This is a genomic window from Flammeovirga sp. EKP202, from assembly GCF_014534745.1.
Classification (GTDB): domain Bacteria; phylum Bacteroidota; class Bacteroidia; order Cytophagales; family Flammeovirgaceae; genus Flammeovirga.
Window position 1 is genome coordinate 142131 of record NZ_JACVVP010000015.1, and the last position, 24905, is coordinate 167035.

Here is a 24905-nt window from a genome sequence, read left to right on the forward strand (position 1 = left end):
TAAGTTTAATTGAATGCACATTCACTTAAAGAAGTAAGCAAAACAAGGCCGACTATCTTAAAAATGTCTTTACAGTACTATTCAATTGATTAAAAAATTCATTTCACTTATAAAGTACCTATTGCCAAAACTGATTTCTCAATTTATAAGGCTTAGTTTTCTTTTCTTTTTCAGGATTGAAATGGGGATTTTTCACAGGAAGTTGAGCATTTGTCTTCTTCAACCAATGCTTTAGTTCTTTCTCCATTTCAATGGCTACATCTTCATTTTCATCAATCACATTACTAGCCTCTCCTATGTCTTTTGATAGATCATAAAGTTCATCTCTCTTACCATATATTCTATAAAATTTCCACTGCCCTTTGAGGACAGCACTGTAAGGTTCAGCACCTTGTATATGGTAGTGAGGATAATGCCAAAAGAGTGTTCTATCCATCTTTTCATCTTCCGTCAATACACTGCTTAAGTCTACACCGTCTACTGCTTTCTTCTTGTATTTTGTGGAAGTTAAAGACAACAATGTAGGCATGAAATCTATGGTCATCATAGGGACATCACTTTCAGCCTGTATTACTTTTCCTTTCCATTTCACAATCATAGGAACTCTTACTCCTCCTTCGTAAAAGTTTCCTTTTCCTGTTCTATAAGGATAATTGCTTTTAGGTTTTCTCCCCTTCTTATTGGCTTTTAATTCCAAGCCTCCATTGTCACTACTCAATACAATAATTGTATTATCTATAAGTCCTTCGTTTTCAAGTTTTTCAATAATTTGACCCACTGCGTCATCTACATGTTCCACCATCGCTGCATACGTAGGGTTTTGATGATGCTTCCCTCCTTCACCTTTGTCAATCAATGCTTGATATTTTTTCACCTTTTCTGGTTTGGCTTGTAAGGGGGTATGAACATTGTAAAAATTAAATTGTAAGTAGAATGGCTTTCTCTTCGCAATTTCTATCTGATGAATAGCTTCCTTCACCAATCGATCGGTCAAAAATTCACCTTTTTCACCATCGGCTAACGTTGGGTTATTATACGGAGAAAAGTAACTTCCCTTATTCGTTGCAGGCGAACCTGCTTTCCAACCACCAATATTTACATCAAAACCATGCGACAAAGGCCAATCTTTTTCTTCATCTCCTAAATGCCATTTTCCAACATGAATCGTTTTATAACCATTTTTTCTTAATTCTTCTGGCAACGTTTGACTTTCTGATGGTAGAAATAATTGCCATTCTGGAATTTTCATAGAAGCATAAGGCATAAACCAGCCATCTATCCAATCCGTTATTCGTAATCGAGCAGGATATTGTCCCGTCATCAGTGCTGCTCTTGAAGGAGAACAAACCGTACATGCGGCATAAGCGTTGGTAAACTTCATACCGGTGCTTGCCAACTTATCTATATTGGGACTTTGATGGAAGTCAGAGCCGTAACACGACAAATCTTTTATACCCATATCATCCACAAAGAAAAAAACAATATTAGGTTGTTTTTGATCTACTTGCCCTAATCCAACTGATGAGATAAAAAAAGGAAGTAAGAAGCAAATCAATAGATGATAATTAATTTTTGTCAGATACAATAAACGATGAATGTTGTTCATAAGTCTATTTATTTCGCTTTATAGTGTTAACCGTACAATTATAAATATTAATTGCTATAATAGCAATTAATATTCGATTATTTTTTTAAAACATGAATAATTACTCCAAAAACAAGCTTGCACTACCATAAATAGTAGTGCAAGTTGATGTTTCAAATTTATATTGTCTTCGTTTAATTAGTTGCGAAGCTCTACCCCAATTTTTTCAGTGTACTTAACAATAATAGTATTGTATCTACCTTTAAACTCTTCAAACTTCTTTTTTTGATCTACATCAAAAATTTCATTAAAAGCATATTCCTTAGTGGTCACCACCAAAGAATCGATCTCTAAATATTGCTGACTATCTACATCATATACTTTTCGAGCACTCATAAGCATCTTGTTCATTCGTTTCAACTCAACTTTTAACTCACCTTGTTGCTCCTTTGTAATCGAGAACATTTGTCTCAATACAGAAAGTTCTTTACGTGTCAATCTTGAGATCGCTAAAACAGTAATTTGATTTTCTGTTAAGATTTCGTTTCTCGATTCTTTAAACTCTTTTTCAAGCTTCTTCTTCTCTTTTACAGAATATTTATCGATTTTAATCAACTCTGTTAGATAATGAACACGTTGTTCTTTCAATTGATCAATCTGTTTGTCAGTTAAAGTACCTCCTAATGTATTATTTAAATAAGAGATATAATTTTTAATTTTCTTTTCAATTTTAGCATCTTGTGCAAAAACAAATTGTCCCAATAGCACAAGAAGAATGTTTAGTGAGATTAACTTTTTCATAACTTAAAAGATTAATCGATAACAAACAGGATCAATAAAGATTAATGTTCCAACGTGAAATGAATGATAAACTATAATTGAAGTATTCGCTGTTTACTCTATAGTTAAATGATAATTACCTTTTATAATGATCTATTTGTTATCGTTTTTCTTCGTAAATGGAAATTTTAACAATTTAACTTCGTAAATATGGTACAATTATATAAACAAATTGCTATATTAGCAACGTTGTCGGTAAAATTATTGATTTTACTATTATAAAAGAAAGTTTCTGTTGGAATACAATGTCTCTGTTTACATTGATTTTTTAATTAATATTAAAATGAAACGAATTAGTATATTACCATTACTTATTATGGCAGGTAGCATTTTCACCTCTTGTGATAATGAAGAAAGCCTACCAACACGACCAGCATCTGTTACTTTAGAAGGAGAGAGTCTTTTTAATGTTGAAAATGTAGGTGATACTGTTAACTCTTTTTTTACAGCAAAATTTGACGGAACTCCTCCTCATGATTTCGTATACCAAGATTCAAAAGGAAATGAGTACACTTTTCATGCTGCTGAAAGTCGTATTTATGAAATTCCTGTTGTTACGAATGTCTCTTTAACTTTTACACCCATTTCTACTTCGGGAAAGGCTGGTACTGGTGAAGTAGAAGGAAGTGCACAAGTATCAATCGCAAGTGAAATTGGACAGGTTCCATTTTCGTACACTGGATATGTTCAATCTTTTAAAGGTAGTAATGCGGCTGAGTGGTTTACCAATCCTGATGAAGCACACGTTGATGATAGATTGAAAGTAAGAAATCATAAAAATGATATCGTTCATACTCTGCTAGTCATTAATCTAAATGACCTTGGTGAAATCTCAGATGAGAATAAAATTATTCTTTCTATCTATGGAGGTATGGAAGAGGGAAAAAACGCTCCTATTAATTTGGCTATTTCAGGAATTGCAGAAAAAATTGAAGCAGGTACATTATACGATGATGTAGTGGCCATTGAAGATCAATTTGAATTAATTGCTGAAGATGAATTAGTTTTTGATGTTGGAGAAATGAAACGTATGAGCTATGAAATCACTGATTTCTTAAAAACGAGTCAAAGTAACGGTAAAGAATATGTTACCATCAAATTAAGTGATACTAAACAAAATGCTAAGCCATTTATTTTACACACTCAATTTGAAACAGACGCCAACTTAAAATCATTCAGTTCATTAGTTGGACTTGTAGAATAATAATCAGTTAAATCTCAATAAAACCCATGTAGTTTTTACTTGGGTTTTTTTTAAGTCTTTTCGATAATAATTATTTAATGATGAAAAAAATATACATCCTTTTAATCATCTCTTGCTCAATTCTGGGATGGGGATGCAACAAACAAACTTCAAAGTCGAATGCTAACACAATTAAGAAACCTAATATTGTCTTAATTTATCTAGATGATCTTGGCTATGGTGATATTAGTGTTAATGGTGCTAAAGGGTTTACCACTCCAAATATTGATTTCCTTGCAAAAAATGGTGTGAATTTCACTAATGCTTACGCCTCTTCTGCCACTTGTACTCCTTCAAGATATGCACTCATGACAGGGCAATACCCTTGGAAGAAAAAGGGCGCACATATTCTATCTGGTACAGATCCTTTGCTTATTGATACTACTCAAATCACTCTTCCTAAAATGCTGAAGAAAGAAGGGTATCAAACTGCAATTATCGGGAAATGGCATTTAGGGTTGGGACAAGGTGAAAAGAACTGGAACGAGCATATTTCTCCGGGTCCGAATGAAGTTGGATTCGATCAATCTTACATCATGGCAGCAACTCAAGATCGTGTGCCAACAGTTTATATTGAAAATGGTGATGTGGTAGGGCTTGATCCTAATGACCCTATTGAGGTCAATTATAAAAAGAATTTTGAAGGACAACCTACAGGGAAAAAGAACCCAGAATTAACGACCATGAAATGGCATCATGAGCACAATAATACCATTATTAATGGTATTCCAAGAATTGGCTATATGAAAGGTGGTCAATCTGCACTTTGGAGTGATGTTGATATGGCAGATCATTTCTTGGGTAAAGTAAAAGATTATATCAAGACAAATTCTTCCAAAAAGCAGCCCTTTTTCTTGGCTTATACCATGCAACAGCCACATGTTCCAAGAACTCCTCATCCAAGGTTTGTAGGTAAATCTGGAAAAGGACCAAGAGGAGATGTGATTTTAGAAGCGGATTGGTGTATTGGAGAGTTAATGAAAACTATTCAAGAAGCAGGTATTGATGAGAATACGTTGATTATTCTATCGTCTGATAATGGTCCTGTTCTCAACGATGGATATTACGATGATGCAGTAGAGCTTTTGGGTGATCACGACCCTGCCGGAGGTTTAAGAGGTGGAAAATACTCTCTTTTCGAAGCAGGTACTCATGTTCCATTTATCACGTACTGGAAAGGACAAATTCAGCCACTAGCTTCCAACGCCTTAGTGTGTCAGTTAGATCTTTTTGCATCGTTGGCTACTTTGGTGGGAAGTGAAGAAAAAGCAGCAGATTCTGAAAATGTTTTAGATGCATTTATGGGGAATTCAGAAGAGGGACGCCAAAATTTAGTCATTGAAGCCACATCTAGAACTGCATTTAGAAAAGGAAATTATGTTTTAATCCCCCCTTACAAAGGTGGAAAAATTAACAAGAAAGTCAACATAGAGTTAGGCAATAGTAAAGAAATAGCTCTTTATGATCTAAAACTCGACCCTTCTCAAAGTAAAAATATTGCTTCAGAAAATCCTCAGCTTGTCAAAGAATTATATGATGAATTCAAGGCAATCAGAGGTGAAGATAAAAAGCATAAATTTGAATTAGAACAGACTACTTATAATTAGTTTAGAATTTTATACAACTACACTAAACAAACAACTTGGCTCCCGGTACTTTTACCGTGGAGCCATTTATTTTTAATGACCAAATACAATGTAAACTAAATTTTCGTTAATTAATATAGTTCCTTTTATGATGGATAAATGGTAGTACAGTGTGGTTCTTGAGGACTTTGCAATGCAATGTCCCTACAAAACTTCATTAAAAAAAATTATAAAGAAATACTTTTATTTTGCTCTGTAATCAGGCAATCATTTAGTAGTATCTAAATCGGCCTTGAAGGGAAAAGGGTTAAGAATTTCATGTATTGAGCCGTTAAAAATGATTTTTTTGTTTGAGCCTTAGCGAGTTTAAAATCATTTAGGCGATAGAAATGGAATTTAGCTTTTGGCTTCTAAGCCTTTAATTTTTTGCTTCGTTTTTGTTTCAAGACAAAAATGAAAAAGGAAGTTTGAAAGTAGATCCTATAATTACTTGTAGAAGGGTTAATTGAAAGTTGAAGATAATTTAGATTACAATGTGCTAAATCAAACCGTTTGGAAACATGATAAAACCTCACTGACATTTTTGATGTATTGGTTTGCTTATTGTTTTAGATTGAATTATTTTTATTGCTATTATAGCAATTTATTCTTTGAGAGTTAAATGATGCTTTGTAAGCATACCACATTCTAGGATAAAAAGCTAGTTACTATTCAATAACAAACAATGAGATGAAATTTATCTTTAAACTCCTTTTGGTAAGTACCCTCTTTTATGGGTGTAAAACTTCCACTCCAACCACATCAAAACCAAATATACTTTGGATTACCATTGAAGACACTTCCCCACAATTTATTGGATGTTATGGTAATGAAAATGCACATACTCCCACCATTGATCAACTAGCGGAAGAAGGTGTTCGTTTCACCAATGCTTTTTCAACAGGTACGGTGTGTTCACCAAGTAGAAGTACATTAATTACAGGAGTTCGAACTTTTGAGATGGGCACTGGCAACCATAGAAGTTCTTACCCTATCCCTTCTGAAATTCATGGCTTTCCCTATTACATGAAAGAGGTGGGCTACTACGTCACCAACAATGCAAAAACAGATTATAACCTTAGAAATGGGAAAGCATTTATTAAAGATGCTTGGAATGAAAGTTCTAAAAAAGCAGGCTGGTGGAATAGAAAAGAAGATCAACCTTTCTTTGCTGTCTTTAATTTTGAAGACTCGCATCAGTCTCGAACCATGACTAACCCTTATTCATGGTATACTGAGAAAATTTATAACAAACTCAATGAGGAAGAGAAAATTGATGAGGATGCATTCAACATGCCTCCTATTTATAAGGACACTCCTGAGATGCGTAAACAGTTTGCGAGAGTTTACAATTCAATCTCAATGACAGATAAAAAAATTGGACATCTTCTTGAGAGACTTAAAAAGGACGGTTTAAAGGAAGAGACAATCATTTTCTTTTTTGCTGACCATGGAGAAGGAATGCCAAGAGGGAAAACGAACGGTATTGACTATGGTTACCGCGTTCCTTTTGTGGTGTGGTTCCCTGAAAAATACAAACACTTATCCCCTTGGGAAACCAATGGCGGTGTTACAGACGAACTCATTAATTTTGAAGACCTTGCCCCAACACTTATTAATTTAGCTGGAGGAAAACTACCTCAACATCTCAAAGGTAGAATACTTATAGGAGAGCAGCGTTCTGAAGAAAAAGAGCTTATTACCTTATCTTCTGACAGATCCGATAACGGTATTGATTTAGTAAGAACGGTAACTGATGGAAGATATATTTACTCTAGAAATTTTATGCCTTTCATTCCTCAACAACGCTATATCCGTTACATGGAAATTTCAGAGATAATAAATCAAATGCGTATTGATTTAAAAGGTGATCAATTAGATTCTCTTCAAAAAAGTATATTCGAAGCAAGACCGAAAGAATACCTTTTTGACATTCAAAATGATCAGTGGGAAACGCATAACCTTGCTGATGACCCAGCTTACAGCCAAATCAAAGCAAAGATGAAAGAACATTTAAAAACTGATTTGTTAGAGCGAAGAGATGTGATGTTTTTACCTGAATATGAAATCGCTAAAATATCAGAAACTGGAACACCTTATGAGTTTCGGTTGGATAAAGTAAAATACCCTATTGATGACATTTTTGACATTGCCTTTCTTTCTGGCGAACAAACGGATAAAGCATTAAAAACACAATTACAGTTTTTAAATAGTACTGATTCGATTGAAAGATATTGGGCTATCTTGGGTCTTAGAAGTCAACCGAAAAATAAAATCTTTCCTTACAAAGAAAGTCTTCTTAAATCTATACATGACCAATATCCTCCTGTATCTATTATTGCTTCTGTTATCGCTTATGACCTTTATGGAGACAGTGATGCAAAAGCAAAATTGATAGACTATTGCCTAAGTGAGAATATGCAAGAGGCTTTACTTGTTATCAACCTGATGAACTATTTAAATGTTGATCAAAAAAGCCCTTTTATTCCAACCATGCAGAAGGTTTACGAACTTAAGAGAGAGTATAATGTAAAAGTAGCTTCGTTAGACTTTTTGGGAAGCCTTGGGGTAATCGAAAATAACTACAACAATAAAACTTAATAGATAATTAAGTTGTAAACTAAAATTATCATCAACTTTCAATTGATATTTATATAAGCTTTTTATGTTCTACTGATCATCAGAAATCTCCTGATTTCTATACACCATAGATATTCGAAAACTTGGTTTTCGTTGTTTAAATAGTTGCAATCATTTTATAGTTCTTCCATCGGGTAATACAGAAAAACCGATGGAAGAACTACTTCAGTTTTATTGTTGCAAAATGGTCTCTAACCAAACTTTATACTCCGCAATAATAGAAGCGTGCTCTAATTTTAAAATCACTTCATTATTGTATCTCAAAGACCTTGATCTAAAATTATGAGCACCCGTCCATACTGCACTGTTTTCGCCATCTTCAATTAAGATCGTTTTGTTATGAATTGATCTTGCACTAATCCATTTTACAGTACAGTTTTCATAATTTGCAGCCCATTCATTGAGTGTCTTTTCCCATGAAACATCCAAGTTGTCTGTCCTTGACGGAGGAGCCATGATATTTAAGTTTGTACCTTGATCAAGTAAAGCTTTAAGAGTTGATTTTAAAGTGGGACGATCATCTTCCCATTTTGAATTCATGATAGTCACTACCGCTGAACTACTTACACCAGCAAAAATATCAACAGCAATATCGCCTCCAGTGATTTTGGGTAAAAAACCTACAGTTGCTTCTCCATATTCTTCCCATTCAAAAGTCCACTCTCTTAACTTCTTTTCAGTATGTGCTACTACCATATCATCATAATTTGCTACGAAAGCATTGTATAAACCTTCATCAGCCAACATCACCATGTCTTGATATTTTGGGTTATCACTGGAAGTGAAATTATAACTTGTCTGTAATACGATATTTCTTCTTATTGAATCAGAAGTCGCTATACCCGAACTCAACAAGTATTTATTATGATTGATTGATTTTGAAGAAAGGTAGTTGTTATATCTTAAAAAAGTAGTCACACTATCTTGTAATAGTTTCGTGGTATAATTGTTCACAACATCAATATCCAACATAACATGCACTTCTACTCCTCTTCTCATCGCTTCTAATAAACGGTCTCTAATTGTACCCGTAGAAAACTTAAAAAGATTGACATGTATGGTTTCACCGCTTGGAGTTGCATCAATAATGTTATTTACATTTTCATAATAAATGCTTGATGATTGTTTTAAGTCTTCATCCGTAGGAAGTACAGTAATGGGAAATTCCTCATCAAAAGTAAAAGTATGAACAGGAATTTCAGGAATCTCCGTACTGATTGTATCTGAAACTTCACACGAGAAAAAGAAAAATGGAAGAAAGAGAAGGAAAAGATGTTTCATTAGTTTAGAAAGAATTGATTTGATCTACTTATTATCAGTCAATCGTTTTAATACTCTGCATCATTAAGTTATCGTCAACTACAAAAAAATGTCTTCCTATTATGACAAGATACTACTTCCAAGCTTCCTTCTTCTTCATTTTTGTCTTGAAACAAAAACGAAGCAAAAAATTCAAGGCTTAGAAGTCAAAAGCTAAATTTTACTCCTTTCACCTAAATGATTTTAAACTCGCTGCTGCGCTCAAACAACAAAATCATTTTTAACGGCTCAATACATAAAATTCTTAACGCTTTTCCCTTCAAGGCCGAAGGAAGTACTGCTAAATAGAAAGTGAGTCAACTGTTTATCTTGTAGAATTCTAATGATGTTAGGGGTTGTTTTAATACCTATTTTTTTATTTTCATATCGCAAGTGTTAAGCCGATAGGCGTCACTTGTGATGATAAATTGGCGAAGTCTCCCGACTTCGAAATGAATAAAAGTGTAGTATTTATAGTCGAAGTCAGGAGACTTCGTCAATGAGTAGTTCCAAGTAACGCTCGCACTTAACACTTGAAACAGGGTGATTTTTTATCACAATAATAGGTTTTGCAACAGTCCCTTCCGAACCACAAAAAACGATATATATTACAGATTATTAATGCTGATATAAGGTTATTATTCAGATAAAAAGAAAGGAATAAAGCACCGAAGTACTTTATTCCCTTTGATATTAGTATTGCTACTACACATTATTTAGTACCAAACGCACCAATGTATGAAGCTGAATTTGGAACTGAGAAATTCTTTCCAGCTACAGAGATTGACTTGTACATAGGAACTACCTGATCAGAACCTGCATCTTTAGCAGCAGCAGTTGCTGATAAGTGGAAGTCATATTGTGCCCAATCATCAAACTTCACTGTTTCGATTGGCGTATAGAAAGCCTCTTCACCTTCGATTGCTTCGATTTTGAATGCTTCAACGTTGAAGTTTACGAAACCAGGCTTACCTGTAGTGATAGAAGATTCAGATACTGTTTTTAACACACCGTTGCTTGGAGCAAACTCATTTTGGATAATGTCATTGTAACCATAGTAGAATTGGTTTCCAATTGTAGTGTTTTCCATATCTACGTTTGTGTCACCTGTTTCAGGATCTCCAACGATACGAACACCATAACGGCAGTTAACGATGATGTTATTGAAAACTTTACCTCTTGCACCTTCTTCAATGTTTACAGAACCACCACGGCCTGATTTTGATCTTCTCCAACCACCAGAAACGATTGTGTTGTTGTAAGCGTTGATGTTCGTTTGAACAGCAGCTCCATTTTTGTTAGACCACTTAGGACCGTTTGTAGCAATGTGGTAGAAAAGGTTGTAAGCAATATCACCAGTAGTACCTGCTTTGATGTTTAAAGCTTCACCACCTGTAGCACCGATAAACGCGAATACGTTGTTGTAGAATGAAACTTGACCACCTTCAGGACGGAATGCGTCATCTACCATATATGCAATTGTAGAGTTGTGAACAACTACTTTAGTCTCAGAGTTTTCAGAGTAGAAACCATATGATGGATCACCTACTTCAAAACCTAATTCTCTTTGGATAGAGATGTGCTCATCTGTTAAGATACCGTTAGCAAATTCCATTACAACGTGATCTAAAACGAAAGTTTTTGCTGTAGAAGTACAGATAAAACCACCCCAAGCTTGTAAGTTGAAGATGTTTGCTTCAGTTCTGTCTGCTGTAGGAACAGTAAAATAGATAGGGTCTTCAGCAGTACCTAAAGCGTGTAAGTTACCATCGATGATAAATTCCGGAGCAACATCTTTATCTGCTAAAACTTTTACACCTGGCTCGATTGTTAAAGTAACACCTTCTTTAATTACAACGTGATTGCCAAAGTTTACAGTGATACCTGCAGCCCAAGTTTCATCTTGAGTGATTTCATATACTTCAGTGATCGTAATGTCTTCAGCCTCTTCTTCCTCAGGAACAATTGGATTGTCAACATCTGGATCATCATTATCCAAAATATCAGTGTCTTCGCTACATGATACCACAACGAATAGTGTAGAAAGGATCAAAAGACCTTTTACAAGTAAAGAGTTAAAAGTTTTCATTTTGAACTTAAAAAATTGATTTGAATAGATTATAATTTATACTTAATACCCAATTGGAAATTACGTCCGTAACGTTCGTCTCTCACCTTAAGGTTATCACCAGGATCACCTTGTAATGGGTAGTTAGATTGTCTTTCATTTGCTTCTTGATTCACATAAAGTACAAGTGGTGTATCAAGGAGATTTCTTGCTTTCGCAAATACTGTTAAACCAAAGCCGAAATGTTTTTCAATTGAAAAGTCCATCTGCCATCTTGCTTCTTGCCAAATGTCCTTTTCATAATAACTCACCAACTGATCGATTCTTTTGCCTGTAAATACATTGGCTAACTGAACATCGAGACCGTGTTTTTGGTTTTTGTATAACAGTGAAATATTACCGATATGTGCAGACTGTCCCTGTAATGGACGAGTTTGAGATACGTCTATTGGTATATTACTCGAAGACGGATCATTAGGATCTTCTCTTACAAAAATTACCTTGCTGGTTGTAATACTTGATTGTGTATAAGTATAGTTGGCCTTGATTCCGAAGTTTCTGAAGTATTTAGTTGCGTCAATTTCTAAACCGTAATTAATAGCGGTACCAAAATTATCAGGTTGCAAATAAGGACGACCTCTTGAGTCTCTTTTTATTCCCTTCTCTATTGGATCTTGGATATTTTTATAGAAAACGCCTACAAATAGATTATCTCTTGCCCCAGGGAAAACTTCGTAACGTAAATCAATATTATCGGCAATTGTTCTCTTCAGATCTGGATTTCCTCTTTCAGCAAAACCTGAATCAGTTGATTCTTCACCAATTGAATAAGGAACGATTTCAAAGAAGCCTGGACGGATCACTGAACGGAAATACGATGCTCTTAAATTTGAGTTTCCATTTATCTTATAACGGAAATGTAAACTCGGTAAATAATCAAAATACTCTTGTCCTCCTTCAGGATCTACTCCATACGGAGGGTGTCTTAACGTATATCCTTGTTCTGTATGCTCAACACGAACACCACCTACAATTTCTGTACGCTGAGAAGGTTCATATTTGTATTCAACATAATACGCTAGGATATTTTCATGTGCATCATAATTCAATGCATTTGTTCTTCCACCTTTAGGGTTGGATAATGACCAATCCACTTCATTATACTTCCAATCTTCACCCGTTTTTGTCTCATTGTTCAACGGTTTGAAGTTGTATCGGATATAATTATTTGTACGTTCTTTGTTTCTATACAATCCCCCTAATTTCAACTCACCGAAAGTGTTCAGATCAAAAGTGTTATTGATATAAGCAGAATAATCTCTATCTGAGTTATCCTCCCAAATTCTAAATTGTGAACCAAAGTCCTCCACACGTACCTGATTCGGTACACCATTGATAAAAACGGCATTTCTAGTAAAAACAGCCAGATCTGGACGTTCTCTTGTCGCTAATGAATAAACCGCAGACCAATCCAACTTCCAAGCAGGTAATATCTGATGATCCCCTTGTAGTGTTGAGTTTTGAATTTGTTGCTTTGTTGTTCTGATTCGAGTTTCAAAAGTAGCCGTACCACTATTACTCTCAGGGTCATATTCACCATCCCATAGTCTATAACGTACAGATTCTCTTACCTGATCTTCTCTTTCATAAATCAAAGCATTGTACAAACTGATACTGTGCTTGTTGTTAAAAACATAGTCAATTTTATTATGAACACCACCTCTTGTCATGGCCGATGAATATTGTCTGTATTCATACGTTTCTAAATCAAGAAGATTGGTAATTTGATTGTAGCCCACATCATAATTATGAGTGTCTGAACCTCTATGCAACTTTTGTAAACTACCCGCTAAAACTACACCTAGTTTTCCATCTAAGAACCTGTTACTTACCGATACTCCTAAATTATAATCAATCGGGTTGTAGGTTTCCTTTGGAACCAAATTATCAGTTGTGAAATCATCAAAAGAAGCTGTATATCCTTCAACCGCTCTATTATGAGGTGCAATAGGATTAGTCAATGATTGATCATAAGTAAGGAAAGGTTGTCCTCCATCTTCAGAAAATAATGAATTCATACCTCCGGAAGCATTGATCTTAAAGCTAAAATTATCTTTTGCATTCTTCATGATCAAGTTCATCGCTCCACCTACAGCGTCACCTTCCATACTCGGTGTCAATGCCTTAGTCACCTCAATACGATCCAATAAATCAGACGGGAACATATCCAATGGCACGTATCTGTTTTTATTATCGGGCGAAGGTATCTTTACTCCATTTACAAGCGTATAAGAATAACGCTTCGGCATACCTCTTACAATAGCATAACTACCTACACCTGAATTACTTTGTTCTAATGAAACACCGGATACTCTTTGCATGACATCTGCCACGTTTAAGTCGGGTGAAAGTTCAATAGTACTTGCAGAAACGACATTCAATACCATTGGTGAATGCTGTTCAGTAGCTCTTGCACTGGCGTCTGTATCTAATTCTCTCGAAGCTCTAATTTCCACTTCTGCCAACTCTTGATGATCTTCTTTCAAAATGAAATCAACAACTGTCTCTCCACTTACAGTTATAGATTTAGTTTGCGTTTTAAAACCAACAAAAGAGGCCTTAAGGTTTACAGTAGAACCTTTACTTATTCCTTTTATTACATAGGTCCCGTTAAGACCTACCATGGCACCGTTCATGGTACCTTCCACTACAACAGACGCACCTATCAGTGCTTCTCCACTTTTGTCTGTTATAGTCCCCTTAATAGTTTGTGCTGATACAGAAAAAATCGTCAGATTAAAAAGTAAGCTCAGCAGTAAAGACTTGTACATTTATCTAGTTTAGATTGATTACGGGGGCAAAATTGAAGAACTGTTTTATAATTCTTGGTATAAGATAGATTACGTTTTTTTGTAAAAAGAATGACCCTTGGATGAACAAATAAGGTTAAAACGAAATTAAAATGAACTATATATTACAAAAAACAAAACCACATATTAATAATGAGTATTCATTCAAAATCTTATTTTAAAATTAACAATTATGTCAATAATAAAAGTCAGCCTACTATCTACAAAATAAATAAAAGTCTGTTTTTCAATATATTAAAATTAGTGATCAATATTTAGACGGCAACGATTAACAAGGTACACCACTTCATTAACAATTTCTTATTTTTATCGTTAACATGACACCTTTAGTCTTTAATTCAAAAAATAACTTAAAATGAACGTCGATTTACTTTTTTATATACGGTTAATATCCACATCCCTATCTCTTAACTTTAAGAGACGAAGAAGTTCCTATTTTAGGATTCAAAAGAGAGTCTTCAGACCTTTCTCCCTATTTTGAAGTAAAATTCGATCATGTAGAGTAGTTGATAAAAAGTAATTTTTGGAAAATTTGAAGCAGATTTCCAATTAGGAACTACCTATTACCTTTAATGAGGTTCTGTATTTGTCCTTAATCCAATTGATTTATAAGAATTACGATACATTAATTATAATGTTTCCTTTCATCTATTAATTATTGGTTACAATCTGATTATATTGCGCTTTCAAAATTATTTTATTGAGAAATAGATTAAGGATTAACTTTAATCATAATATAGCTCCAAAAAAATCAATGGGAAAGAATATTAATTTATCAAAATACTTAACTGAAGAATTTGAAACACGAGAAGGTTTAGATGCCTTACTTGAATTTGTGGTATCTAGCTGGAATGACATTCAAAGTCTAGAAGTTGATAGTAGTTTGGAAAATTCTGAAACTCCAAATGACCAAATTTTGAGTTTCCTTTCGTCAATAGATGCTCAACTTGATTATGGACAAGGTTACAGAGATTTTGAAAACAGTCTCTTACCTTCTTTGCAAAAAATATCGGATAGAATTAACAAACAGTATGATGTTGTTTTAAATCCGTACTTCAAAAAAAGATCTATTACAAGCGAACAAGAGCGTAATGTTGATATCAGAGATCTTACAAACCTTATTGTCCTTATGGAATCTTTGTTGATCAATTATGACTTAGAGGAGTATGATGAGGAAATTGAGATCTATAAGAAAGTATTCTTAGACGGTAAAATTGACCAAAAACCATTTGGAGTAAAAAACTTCTTAGCTAAAACAGTCGGTAAGTTTTTAGTTTTGGCCAACAACAATGTTATAGCTTACGAAGACAAAGCATTGGCTGAAAAGCTTGTGGCTTACAAAAAACGATTAACTGCAGATATTTTGTTCTTGATCTTCAATGTAAGTTGGTTACCGAAAGAAAGAACTTATAAGAACACATTGATTTTGAATTTGCTTCAATCGATGGAATTGGGTGATAATCTTGACGATTATGGCGATATCATGACGCAAGTTTTGGCTTACACTCAAAAAGTGAAAAACTTGAATCCTAGTATCGTGCGTGAATGTACGGTATTCCACGATTACACTTTACCAAAGTATTTAGAGTGGAAACAACTGGAAATCAGAGAAAGAACTTTCAAACCACTAGGCGAAGTAGAAGAGTTTAATATTCTTTTCGCTAAAAAATTAGGTTTCTTTACGGTTGATACCATCCAAAGTAATGGCAATAGTGATATTGTGAGAGCTGGGTATCCAATTGTAAACGGACACTTTGTATGGGAGAATATTCCAATGGGCGACAAAGCCAATAAAAAAGTAGTTTATCAGTAAACTCCTTTCTATAAATATGAAAATCCCACTTTCAAGTATGAGCTCGAAAGTGGGATTTTTTTATGTCTATAAGCTTAAATACATTGTAAACTAAATTATCTTCAACTTTTAATCGGCCTTTCTGCCCTACTTTCAAGCTTCCTTCTTCTTCATTTTTCCATTGATGAAAAACGAAGCAAAAAATCTAGGCTTTGAAGTCAAAAGCTAAATTCCATTCCTATTGCCTAAATGATTTTAAACTCGCTGCGCTCAAACAGCAAAATCATTTTTAACGGCTCAATTCATGAAATTCTTCACGCTTTTCCCTTCAAGGCCGAGGGAGATACTACGAAATGATTGTCTAATTACAGGTCAAAAGAAAAGGGTTTTATAATCCTCTTCTATAGTGTAGTACTGTAGGGACGTTTTAGTAAAACGTCCTCGCGAACCACAATACACTACCATTTACCCTTTATAAAAGTAATTACATTAGTTAACGAAAACTTAGTTTACAATATGTTAAATTCTCCATCAACTAAATTTTACTATCTTCCAATCGAATTGGTAGAAAGGTCACTGGCGCGAATGTTAAACGATAGCGACATTCGTGTCCTTCAGATCATCAGAAATCTCCTGATTTCTAAAAACCATAAGTAGTTGAAAAAAAGATTACAGTACAATGGTATTGATAATCAACTGTTGCGATTTCAGACCTTCTCCCTCCACTTCAATCTTGATGTTACCTTTTTGTCCGTTGGATTGTATGATCAATAAACATCTACCATTAAATGCTTTCCTGTTTAAATCATATTTAGACGAACTCATATCTAAAATATCACCGTTTTCAATACCAATCAAATGACCACCTCCGGTTACTTTAAATTGTAATTCGTTTGACGCGTCAGGCACAAATACACCATTTTGATCCACTACAGACACTTCACAATGTAAAACATCTTTTCGATCTGCCTGAAGTACTCGTTTATCAGTAGTCAAAGTCGTTGTATAGGCCTCTTCTGCCGTTTTAATGGTTTTAGAAGCTTGAATTTTATCATCCATATAGGCTACAGCTTTTAATTCTCCTTTTTGATAAGGTACCTGCCATACAATTTGACGGCTCTCATTCATTGGTTTTCTACCTAAAGATGCTCCATTAAGAAATAACTCTGCTTCATCACAATTTGTATAAACCACTACTGGAATCTTAACACCTTCTTTCCCTTTATGAGACCAATGCGGTAAGAGGTGCACCATCGGTTGATCACTCCACAAACTTTGATAGAGGTAGTAGTGGTCTTTAGGAAAACCGGCCAAATCAATGATGCCAAAATTTGCGGTTCTTGCGGGCCAATTGAAGGATTCTCCCAAATAATCAAAGCCTGTCCATCTGAAATTACCCACATAAAAATCCATTTGTTCTACCCTATTCCAATCATCTCTCACTCCTATTCTTACAATAGAATTATCATAAGAAGACTGGTATTTTGGAGAAATCCCCTCAAAAACTTCCTCTTCAGAAAGGTCTTCAATTTTATAGATTTTTGGTTCTAATTTCTTAAAGTGTTCTGGCTTTTCCCAAGGAGCTGGATTGTCTTTGGTTCTGTACCATGTTTTAGTTCTGTAAACACCCCTTGTCTGCAAAGTATGTGTAATCTCTGTTCCGATAATAAGTTTTTGTGGGTGATCTTCATTGTATTTTTCTAACACGTTTTTAAATTCACCATGACCGTTAAAACCAGCTATATCAATGTGGTCTCCTTTATAGCCCCTTCCTTGAGTGACCGGTCTTGAGGTATCCCACTTTTTTGCTTCCTCTACCAAAAGCTTTTGCTGCTCATTGGTATACCCCTTCACTTCATTTCCTACGCTCCAGATTACAACAGAGGGATGGTTTCTATCTCTTTTGATAAACGTCTCAAGATCTTTTTTCCAATATTCCTCGAAATGTAAGCCATAATCAAACTTTGCTTTGGTATTCCACCAACCATCAAACGCCTCATCCATTACCATAAAACCCATAGTGTCGCACATAGTATAAAATTCAGGGGCAAACGGATGATGTGCCGTCCTTAAGGCATTGCAGCCCATGTCTTTTAGCATTTTCAATCTTCGGTACAATACATCTTCTGGAACAGCCACACCCAATGGCCCCGCATCTTGATGATTACTTAAACCTTTTATTAAAATTGGCTCATCATTCAAAAATACACCTTCATTTGGTTTCCATTCCACTTTTCGAATACCAAATGTTGTGGAATAGCAATCTATTTCTTCTCCATTATGAGTAATAATAGTCTCCATGGTGTACATAGATGGGGATTTTGGAGACCATAAGTTTGGATTTTCAACTTCAAAGTCAAGTGCTATTTCTTGCTGTTTTTGAAATTGGTATTTCTTCACTGTACTACTCACTAACTGCCCTTCTTTATCCAGTATATTGAGCTGAACTTCTACTTTAGCCTTCCTTTTCTTTTGATTTAAAATAGAAGCTACCAAGTGAAGAATTGCTTTTTTAGGAGTAACCTGAGGTGTAGTGATAAAAAGATCATCTTCTAAAAGGTGTGTTTTATCTTTAGTTTCCCACCATACATTTCTATAAATACCCGAACCAGTGTACCATCTTCCGCTTGGCAATTTAGAGTGATCCACCTTAACTGCAATCGTGTTTTTTCCTTCTATCAGATAGGGCGTCAAATCATATTCAAAACCTAAATAACCATTAGGGTGAAAACCGAGATGGAAACCATTAATCCAAACATCACTATTCAAATACACTCCATCAAATCGAATACTATAAACGGTATTGGGATCAATTTTTTCTAACTCTATATCTTTTCGATACCAACCAATTCCTCCAGGTAGAAATGTACCCGAAGTACCAGAAGGATTTTCCTTTTTAAATTCCCCTTCAATACTCCAATCATGCGGTAAATCTAGTGTTCTCCACTTCGTGTCATCAAATGCTTTTGCTGACGCTCCTTGTGGATTGGTTAATGTAAATTTCCAATCAAAATTAATTGATTTTACCTGTCTTCCCTCCGAAGAGAAAACGACTTGGCACAATGCCAAATAAACGCCTATGAATAATATAATTTTTTTCATTTCTATCTAAAATAAAAGATTGTGAGTTGGGTTAAGATGTATTTGATTGAGACAGACATTTTCTTTATTGGCAAACACCTTCTGTTTCATAAAGCAAATCTATATTTAAGGGCAGAAAGTAGAGTACACATACACGTTTATAACTTAACTGATCATTTTTGTAGTAATTTTAGTCGTATTTATGCTATAATTTATCAAAAAAAGGGCTGTTCAATACCAAAATGCACCCTTTGATCTTTGAGTTGAAAAAATAGATTTTGATAAATAGGCTTAAAAAGAAAGTCTGTTTTTGTATCAATTTTGTCCAAATAAGTAGCACGATTTAAGAGATTGCTACTTTTTGAATTATTTATGTAAAGTCGAATTCTGTTGATATAGTATGTTAGTGTTGAGAGAAGAAAAACGGTATTTCCACTTCCTCCTTACTCTAATCAAAAACATTATTTTTTTAATATTTGAAATGAAGAAGATCAACTTATTTTTTACCATTGTGGGGTTACTGGCATTAATAGGATGTCAGAAACAAACTACCACCAACAACGAGGCACAAAAGGAAACGAAACCTAATATTATTTTTGTCTATTTAGACGACTTAGGATATGGTGATTTTAGTGCTAATGGTACAAAAGGATTTACGACCCCTAACATTGATTATTTAGCAAACAATGGTGTCAACTTTTCGAATGGATATGCATCATCTGCCACTTGTACACCTTCAAGATATGCCGCTTTGACGGGTGCTTATCCATGGAGAAATAACTTAAGAATTTTACCTGGAACGGCCCCATTGATCATCGATACAAAACAGCCTACTGTACCGAAAATGTTACGTACAGCTGGCTACTCCACTGCCATTATTGGGAAGTGGCACTTGGGTCTTGGTTCAGCAGATAAAGACTGGAATGAGCATATTTCTCCAGGTCCTAATGAAGTAGGTTTTGATTATTCTTACATCATGGCAGCAACGCAAGACCGTGTCCCAACAGTTTACATTGAAGATGGTGATGTGGTCAACCTTGATAAAAATGATCCGATCCAAATTGACTACAAGAAAAAATTTGAAGGAGAACCAAATGCGATTGACAACCCTGAAATGCTCACTATGAAATGGCATCACGGACACAATCAAGCCGTAGTGAATGGTATCCCTAGAATTGGTTATATGAAAGGCGGTAAAGCAGCCTTATGGAGCGATGTAGATATGGCTGATCATTTTCTTGCTAAAGTTAAAACGTATATTGCTGAAAAATCTAAAGAAGATAAACCTTTCTTCTTAACCTATACAATGCAACAGCCTCACGTACCAAGAACTCCGCATCCTCGTTTTGTCGGAAAATCTGGAAAAGGTCCAAGAGGTGATGTTATTTTAGAAGCTGATTGGTGTGTAGGTGAGTTATTAAAAACAATCCGTGAAGCTGGCATTGAAGAAAACACCATGATTATTTTCTCTTCTGACAATGGTCCTGTATTAAATGACGGCTATTATGATAATGCTGTTGAACTATTAGGAGAGCATAATCCAAGTGGTGGTCTAAGAGGTGGGAAATATTCTTTGTATGATGCAGGTACACACGTACCATTTATTACTTATTGGAAAGGCAAAATTAATGGCGGTAAATCAAATGCACTAGTAAGTCAATTGGATTTATTCAACTCATTAGCCGTTTTAGTAGGTAGTGATGAAAGAACAGAAGATTCTGAAGATGTACTTCCTGCATTATTGGGAGAAAGTAAAGAAGGCAGAACGTCAATCATTCTAGAGGCTACTACTAGAACTTCCTACCGCAAAGGTGATTTTGTTCTTATCCCTGCCTATAAAGGAAATAAGATCAATAAAAAAGTGAATATTGAATTGGGTAATCATGATAAGGTTCAACTGTTTAATCTTAAAAAAGATCCTTCTCAACAAAACGATATTGCCGTTCAAAATCCTGAGTTAGTGAAAGAATTAATGGAAGAGTTCACTCAAAAAAGAGGTGATTTTAATAACACACAAGAGTTAATTCTGAAGTAATCAATAGTACACCTTTTTTAAAGCACAAGTGTTGTGAAAGCCGCAATACTTGTGCTTTTTTTATTCCTTTCATCATGTATCAAAAGATAGTATTACTAGCTTTAAGGGGAACGCCACTAAATACATTGTAAACTAAGTTTTCGTTAATTAATACAACTCCTTTTATGAAGGATTAATGGTAGTGTGTTGTGGTTCGCGAGGACGTTGCAATGCAACGTCCCTACAGAACTGCATTTTAGAAAATTATTATAAAACCTTTGTCTTTTAACATGTAATCAGACCATCATTTAGTAGTATCTCCCTCGGCTTTGAAGGGAAGAAGTAGCAAATGAATTGGGTAGAAAGTCCAATGGTGCGAATGTTAAGCGTTAGCTTCATTCGTGTCCTACAGATCAGCAGAAATCTCCCGATTTCTAAAAACCACAAATAGCCAAAAACCTAGTTTATAATGCAGTAACAAAATCACAATTGACTTAGAGAGTATTAAAAACAAAAGACCCTTCAATACTATTGAAAGGTCTTCTGTGTAAAGGTTTCCCCTATTAAAATGATTGACAATTTTATTGGGTCTTATCTTCCTGTAAGGCTTTCAATGTAAAAGAAAACTTACAATTAGAAGGATCTAATTGATATTTCTTCATGGCTAATCCTCGTTTTGACCATGAATTTTCACCTCCAACACCAGCTTGTTGATCATCAATACAGATATAGATTAAATCTCTTGGTTGAATATCAAAAGTATGTCTCTGAGCTTTAGAATTTCCTGGATCAAAATCTGAAATAGGATTAAATAAAGCATTAAACTCTACTGTTTCTGCCGCATTTATCTCTAAACCATTTTCCTTCGCATCCATCCATTTTACAAAACGTACATCAGTACGATGCCCATTCTCTTGTGGGCGGGTATAAGGCACATACAAGTCTGCTACTTTTGTCGTATATAAACCGACAAATGAACCATTGTTTCGGTCTATATAGTTTTCCTCTGGACCTCTACCATAATAGTTTACCGTGTCGTATTTCTTATCAATGGCAAAAGTCACCCCATACCTAGGCATAAACTTCAACGCTTCAGGTTGATCTGCAATTAATTTACTTTCAACTTGTATATCACCGTTAGATTGTACCTTATATATTACTGTATTTTTAGCATTCATAGCTTCTAATCCAATAGTATAAGCGATACGATAACATCCCTTCTCTTTTTCAATTTTTCTGTCAATGACTTTTCCTTTTTTGGCCTGATCTCTCCATTCAAAGTAATATTGATCTTTAGGATTTTTGGCACTCCAAGCCCCAAAATCGTTATCGGTCATTGCTCTCCAAAAGTTCAACTTCGGTCTTTCTTTTATTAAATCTTCTCCGTTTACTTTATAAGAAGCTAAACCTATTTCCTCTAGATCAAACACAACTTCAAAACCATTTCCTTCTAAAATAAGCTGATCATTTACTTCTTTTAGTTGAATTTTAGCTTTTCCTTTTGATGCACTCGCTGAAACCGTGTTGGCAGATTGAAGTAAAAACTGATTGGATGAAAGTAGATGTCCTTTTTCGAGTAAGTTATCATATCCGTCATTGATGACATATAAGTTAATAAAGTACTCTTTATCAGCCTCCATTTGATAAGAAAAATCAACAGAAAAATCTACTTTCTCTTGTGCCTTCACATTTAAGTTTTTCACAATTCCATGATCGGCTAAAGTACCATTTTCATACAATTCCCATTGTACAGTAGTGTGCTCAAGCCCTTTGAAAAAGTTCTCATTGTACAGCTGGAAGTTTTGACCATCAACATGTATAAAATGTTGATTTTGGTAAATGTGCTTGATCTCCTGAATTGCTGGATGAGGCGTTCTATCTGACCCTATAATACCATTGGCACAGAAGTTTTCATCAGTATGGATTGAATCGGGTTCGTAATCACCACCGTAAGCATAATAGATTTCACCATCTGCCGTTTTTTCCTCTAAACCTTGATCTTGCCAATCCCAAATAAATCCACCCTGAATTGTTCTTTCTTTACGTACCCAATCCCAGTATTCCTTAAAGTTACCGTTGGAATTTCCCATAGCATGACTGTATTCACACCAGATAAATGGACGTTGTTGATCAAGTGGCAATTGATTATTTTTCTTTAAATACTTGTTTGTCACTTGCTCCATGCTCATATACATCCATGAAATGATGTCCGTGGTTCTTGGCTCTGATTTTTTATAATCCGATCGTTCATAATGCACTACTCTAGAGGTATCATAAGCATGAGTCCAATCATAAGCGGCTTTGAAATTGCTTCCATTTCCTGCTTCATTTCCCAGCGACCAGTACACTACAGAAGGGTGGTTAAAATCTCTTTTCACCATTCTTTGTACCCTATCTACATGTTGTTCTTTGTAAAGCGGATTGTTGGCCAATGTTTCATCTGCTTTATAGCCATAACCATGAGATTCAATATTTGCTTCATTGCACACATAGATGCCATATTGGTCACATAATTCATAAAAATAAGGATCGTTGGGATAATGGGAAGTCCTCACCGCGTTAATATTGTATTTCTTCAAATCAATAATATCCTGTAGCATCATTGCTCTAGAAACCACATGACCATGGACGGGATCGTGTTCATGACGATTGACTCCTTTCAATAATACGGGCTGACCATTAACCAAAAACTGACCATTTTTGATTTCAGTTGTTCTAAAACCAATTTTTTGATAAGAAGCATCCAAAACTTCACCGCCTTTGTCCAAGAGTGCCACTTCTAATTGATATAAATGAGGTGTTTCGGCAGACCATTTCGCCACCTTTCCCATTTGAATATTTTGGTCTGCGACCGTTGTTGATTCCGCTTTATCTAACTCCACTTCTTTTGTGTTTGTAAAAACGATGACGCCTTTTTCATCTTTTACAGACACTCTCAACTTCATTCCTTTTTGCTTTTTATTCGAAGTATTTTGCACATCAATCGAATAGGAAAGCAATCCATCTTTGTAATTTGCTTTATCTAAACTAGGGTTTAACTTAATATCTCTTACAAACGTTTTTTCAGTCGCAAATAAGTAGACATCTCTTTCTATACCACTAAGTCTCCAGAAATCCTGATCTTCCAAGTAAGATCCATCACACCAACGATATACCTCTACCGCAATATCATTTGCTCCCGTTTTTACATACTCCGTCACATCAAACTCAATCCCTGTTTTAGAACCCTGAGCATAACCTACTTGTACGCCATTTACCCACACATAGAAAGCGGAATTCACTCCTGCAAAATGGAGAAAGATGTTTTTACCTTTCCAATCATCATTCAGCATGAAGTCTCTTTTATAACTACCTACTGGATTATACTCATGAGGAATATAAGGTGCATTTTTGGGATGTGGATAGATAATATTGGTGTAAATAGGCGTTCCGTACCCTCTTCTTTGCCAGTCTGAAGGCACATCAATTTCTTTCCATTCAGATACGTCATAGGCCAACTGATAAAAGTCCTTTGGGCGATCTTCCGGTTTTTCGGCCCAATTAAATTTCCATTGTCCGTTGAGCAATTGGTAGTTTTTTAAATCCTGTTGCTCCTTTCTAAAATCAGTACTTTCATAATGAGTAAATGTACTGTGAGTCGGTAAAGTATTTACTCGTATTACATCAGGATTTTCCCAATGGGGTATTTCTTGGGCAAATGTGGTCATAGAAACCAAGCTCATTGCCACAATTAAGGCATTTGTTAGCGGTTTATTCATTTCTATTTATTTTAATAACTGATCTTTCGCTCTCTTAAAATTTGCGAATAGTTAAAATATTAATAAGTAGATGCTAAATTAAGTTGTTCT

Annotated in this window: 12 protein-coding genes; 5 read left to right on the forward strand and 7 right to left on the reverse strand. The window is 34.9% G+C overall.

All coding sequences use genetic code 11. The features are described from left to right. Positions 1-118: 118 nt before the first annotated feature. Positions 119-1606: a sulfatase gene (locus IC221_RS11475; RefSeq protein ID WP_188169110.1), complete on the reverse strand. Its 1488-nt coding sequence runs from the start codon at positions 1604-1606 to the stop codon at positions 119-121. A 177-nt stretch (positions 1607-1783) separates the two neighbouring features. Then, complete coding sequence (locus IC221_RS11480) at positions 1784-2386, reverse strand: hypothetical protein (protein ID WP_188169111.1); 603 nt, start codon at positions 2384-2386, stop codon at positions 1784-1786. A gap of 322 nt (positions 2387-2708) precedes the next feature. Here IC221_RS11480 and IC221_RS11485 point away from each other — a divergent pair, with 322 nt between their 5' ends. The 3 genes from IC221_RS11485 (at position 2709) to IC221_RS11495 (ending at position 7894) form a co-directional block, all read left to right on the forward strand. After that, on the forward strand, positions 2709-3629 hold the full coding sequence (locus tag IC221_RS11485) for a hypothetical protein (RefSeq protein ID WP_188169112.1): 921 nt from the start codon (positions 2709-2711) through the stop codon (positions 3627-3629). Between the two features lie 80 nt (positions 3630-3709). Beyond that, on the forward strand, positions 3710-5275 hold the full coding sequence (locus IC221_RS11490; protein WP_188169113.1) for an arylsulfatase: 1566 nt from the start codon (positions 3710-3712) through the stop codon (positions 5273-5275). Positions 5276-5983: 708 nt separating this feature from the next. After that, entirely contained in the window at positions 5984-7894 is a 1911-nt protein-coding gene (locus IC221_RS11495; RefSeq protein WP_188169114.1) for a sulfatase, read from the forward strand. A gap of 210 nt (positions 7895-8104) precedes the next feature. On the opposite strand, the gene IC221_RS11500 is transcribed toward IC221_RS11495, so the two are convergent. From IC221_RS11500 to IC221_RS11510, 3 genes are all read right to left on the reverse strand, one after another. Then, a complete protein-coding gene (locus IC221_RS11500; protein WP_188169115.1) occupies positions 8105-9214 on the reverse strand; it encodes a phosphatidylserine/phosphatidylglycerophosphate/cardiolipin synthase family protein in 1110 nt (369 codons plus the stop codon). A gap of 730 nt (positions 9215-9944) precedes the next feature. Further along, positions 9945-11321, reverse strand: coding sequence for a hypothetical protein (locus tag IC221_RS11505; protein WP_188169116.1), 1377 nt, complete (start codon positions 11319-11321; stop codon positions 9945-9947). A 29-nt stretch (positions 11322-11350) separates the two neighbouring features. Then, positions 11351-14131, reverse strand: coding sequence for a TonB-dependent receptor (locus IC221_RS11510; RefSeq protein WP_188169117.1), 2781 nt, complete (start codon positions 14129-14131; stop codon positions 11351-11353). A gap of 793 nt (positions 14132-14924) precedes the next feature. Here IC221_RS11510 and IC221_RS11515 point away from each other — a divergent pair. Then, the gene (locus IC221_RS11515; protein ID WP_188169118.1) at positions 14925-15983 is read left to right on the forward strand and encodes a hypothetical protein; all 1059 of its coding nucleotides are present in this window, start codon (positions 14925-14927) and stop codon (positions 15981-15983) included. Between the two features lie 648 nt (positions 15984-16631). Here IC221_RS11515 and IC221_RS11520 read toward each other — a convergent pair. After that, a complete protein-coding gene (locus tag IC221_RS11520; RefSeq protein WP_188169119.1) occupies positions 16632-19064 on the reverse strand; it encodes a glycoside hydrolase family 2 TIM barrel-domain containing protein in 2433 nt (810 codons plus the stop codon). A 460-nt stretch (positions 19065-19524) separates the two neighbouring features. Here IC221_RS11520 and IC221_RS11525 point away from each other — a divergent pair, with 460 nt between their 5' ends. Next, a complete protein-coding gene (locus IC221_RS11525) occupies positions 19525-21078 on the forward strand; it encodes an arylsulfatase (protein ID WP_188169120.1) in 1554 nt (517 codons plus the stop codon). Positions 21079-21638: 560 nt separating this feature from the next. On the opposite strand, the gene IC221_RS11530 is transcribed toward IC221_RS11525, so the two are convergent. After that, positions 21639-24815, reverse strand: a complete 3177-nt coding sequence (locus tag IC221_RS11530) for a glycoside hydrolase family 2 TIM barrel-domain containing protein (protein WP_188169121.1) — start codon at positions 24813-24815, stop codon at positions 21639-21641. Between the last annotated feature and the right edge of the window lie 90 nt (positions 24816-24905).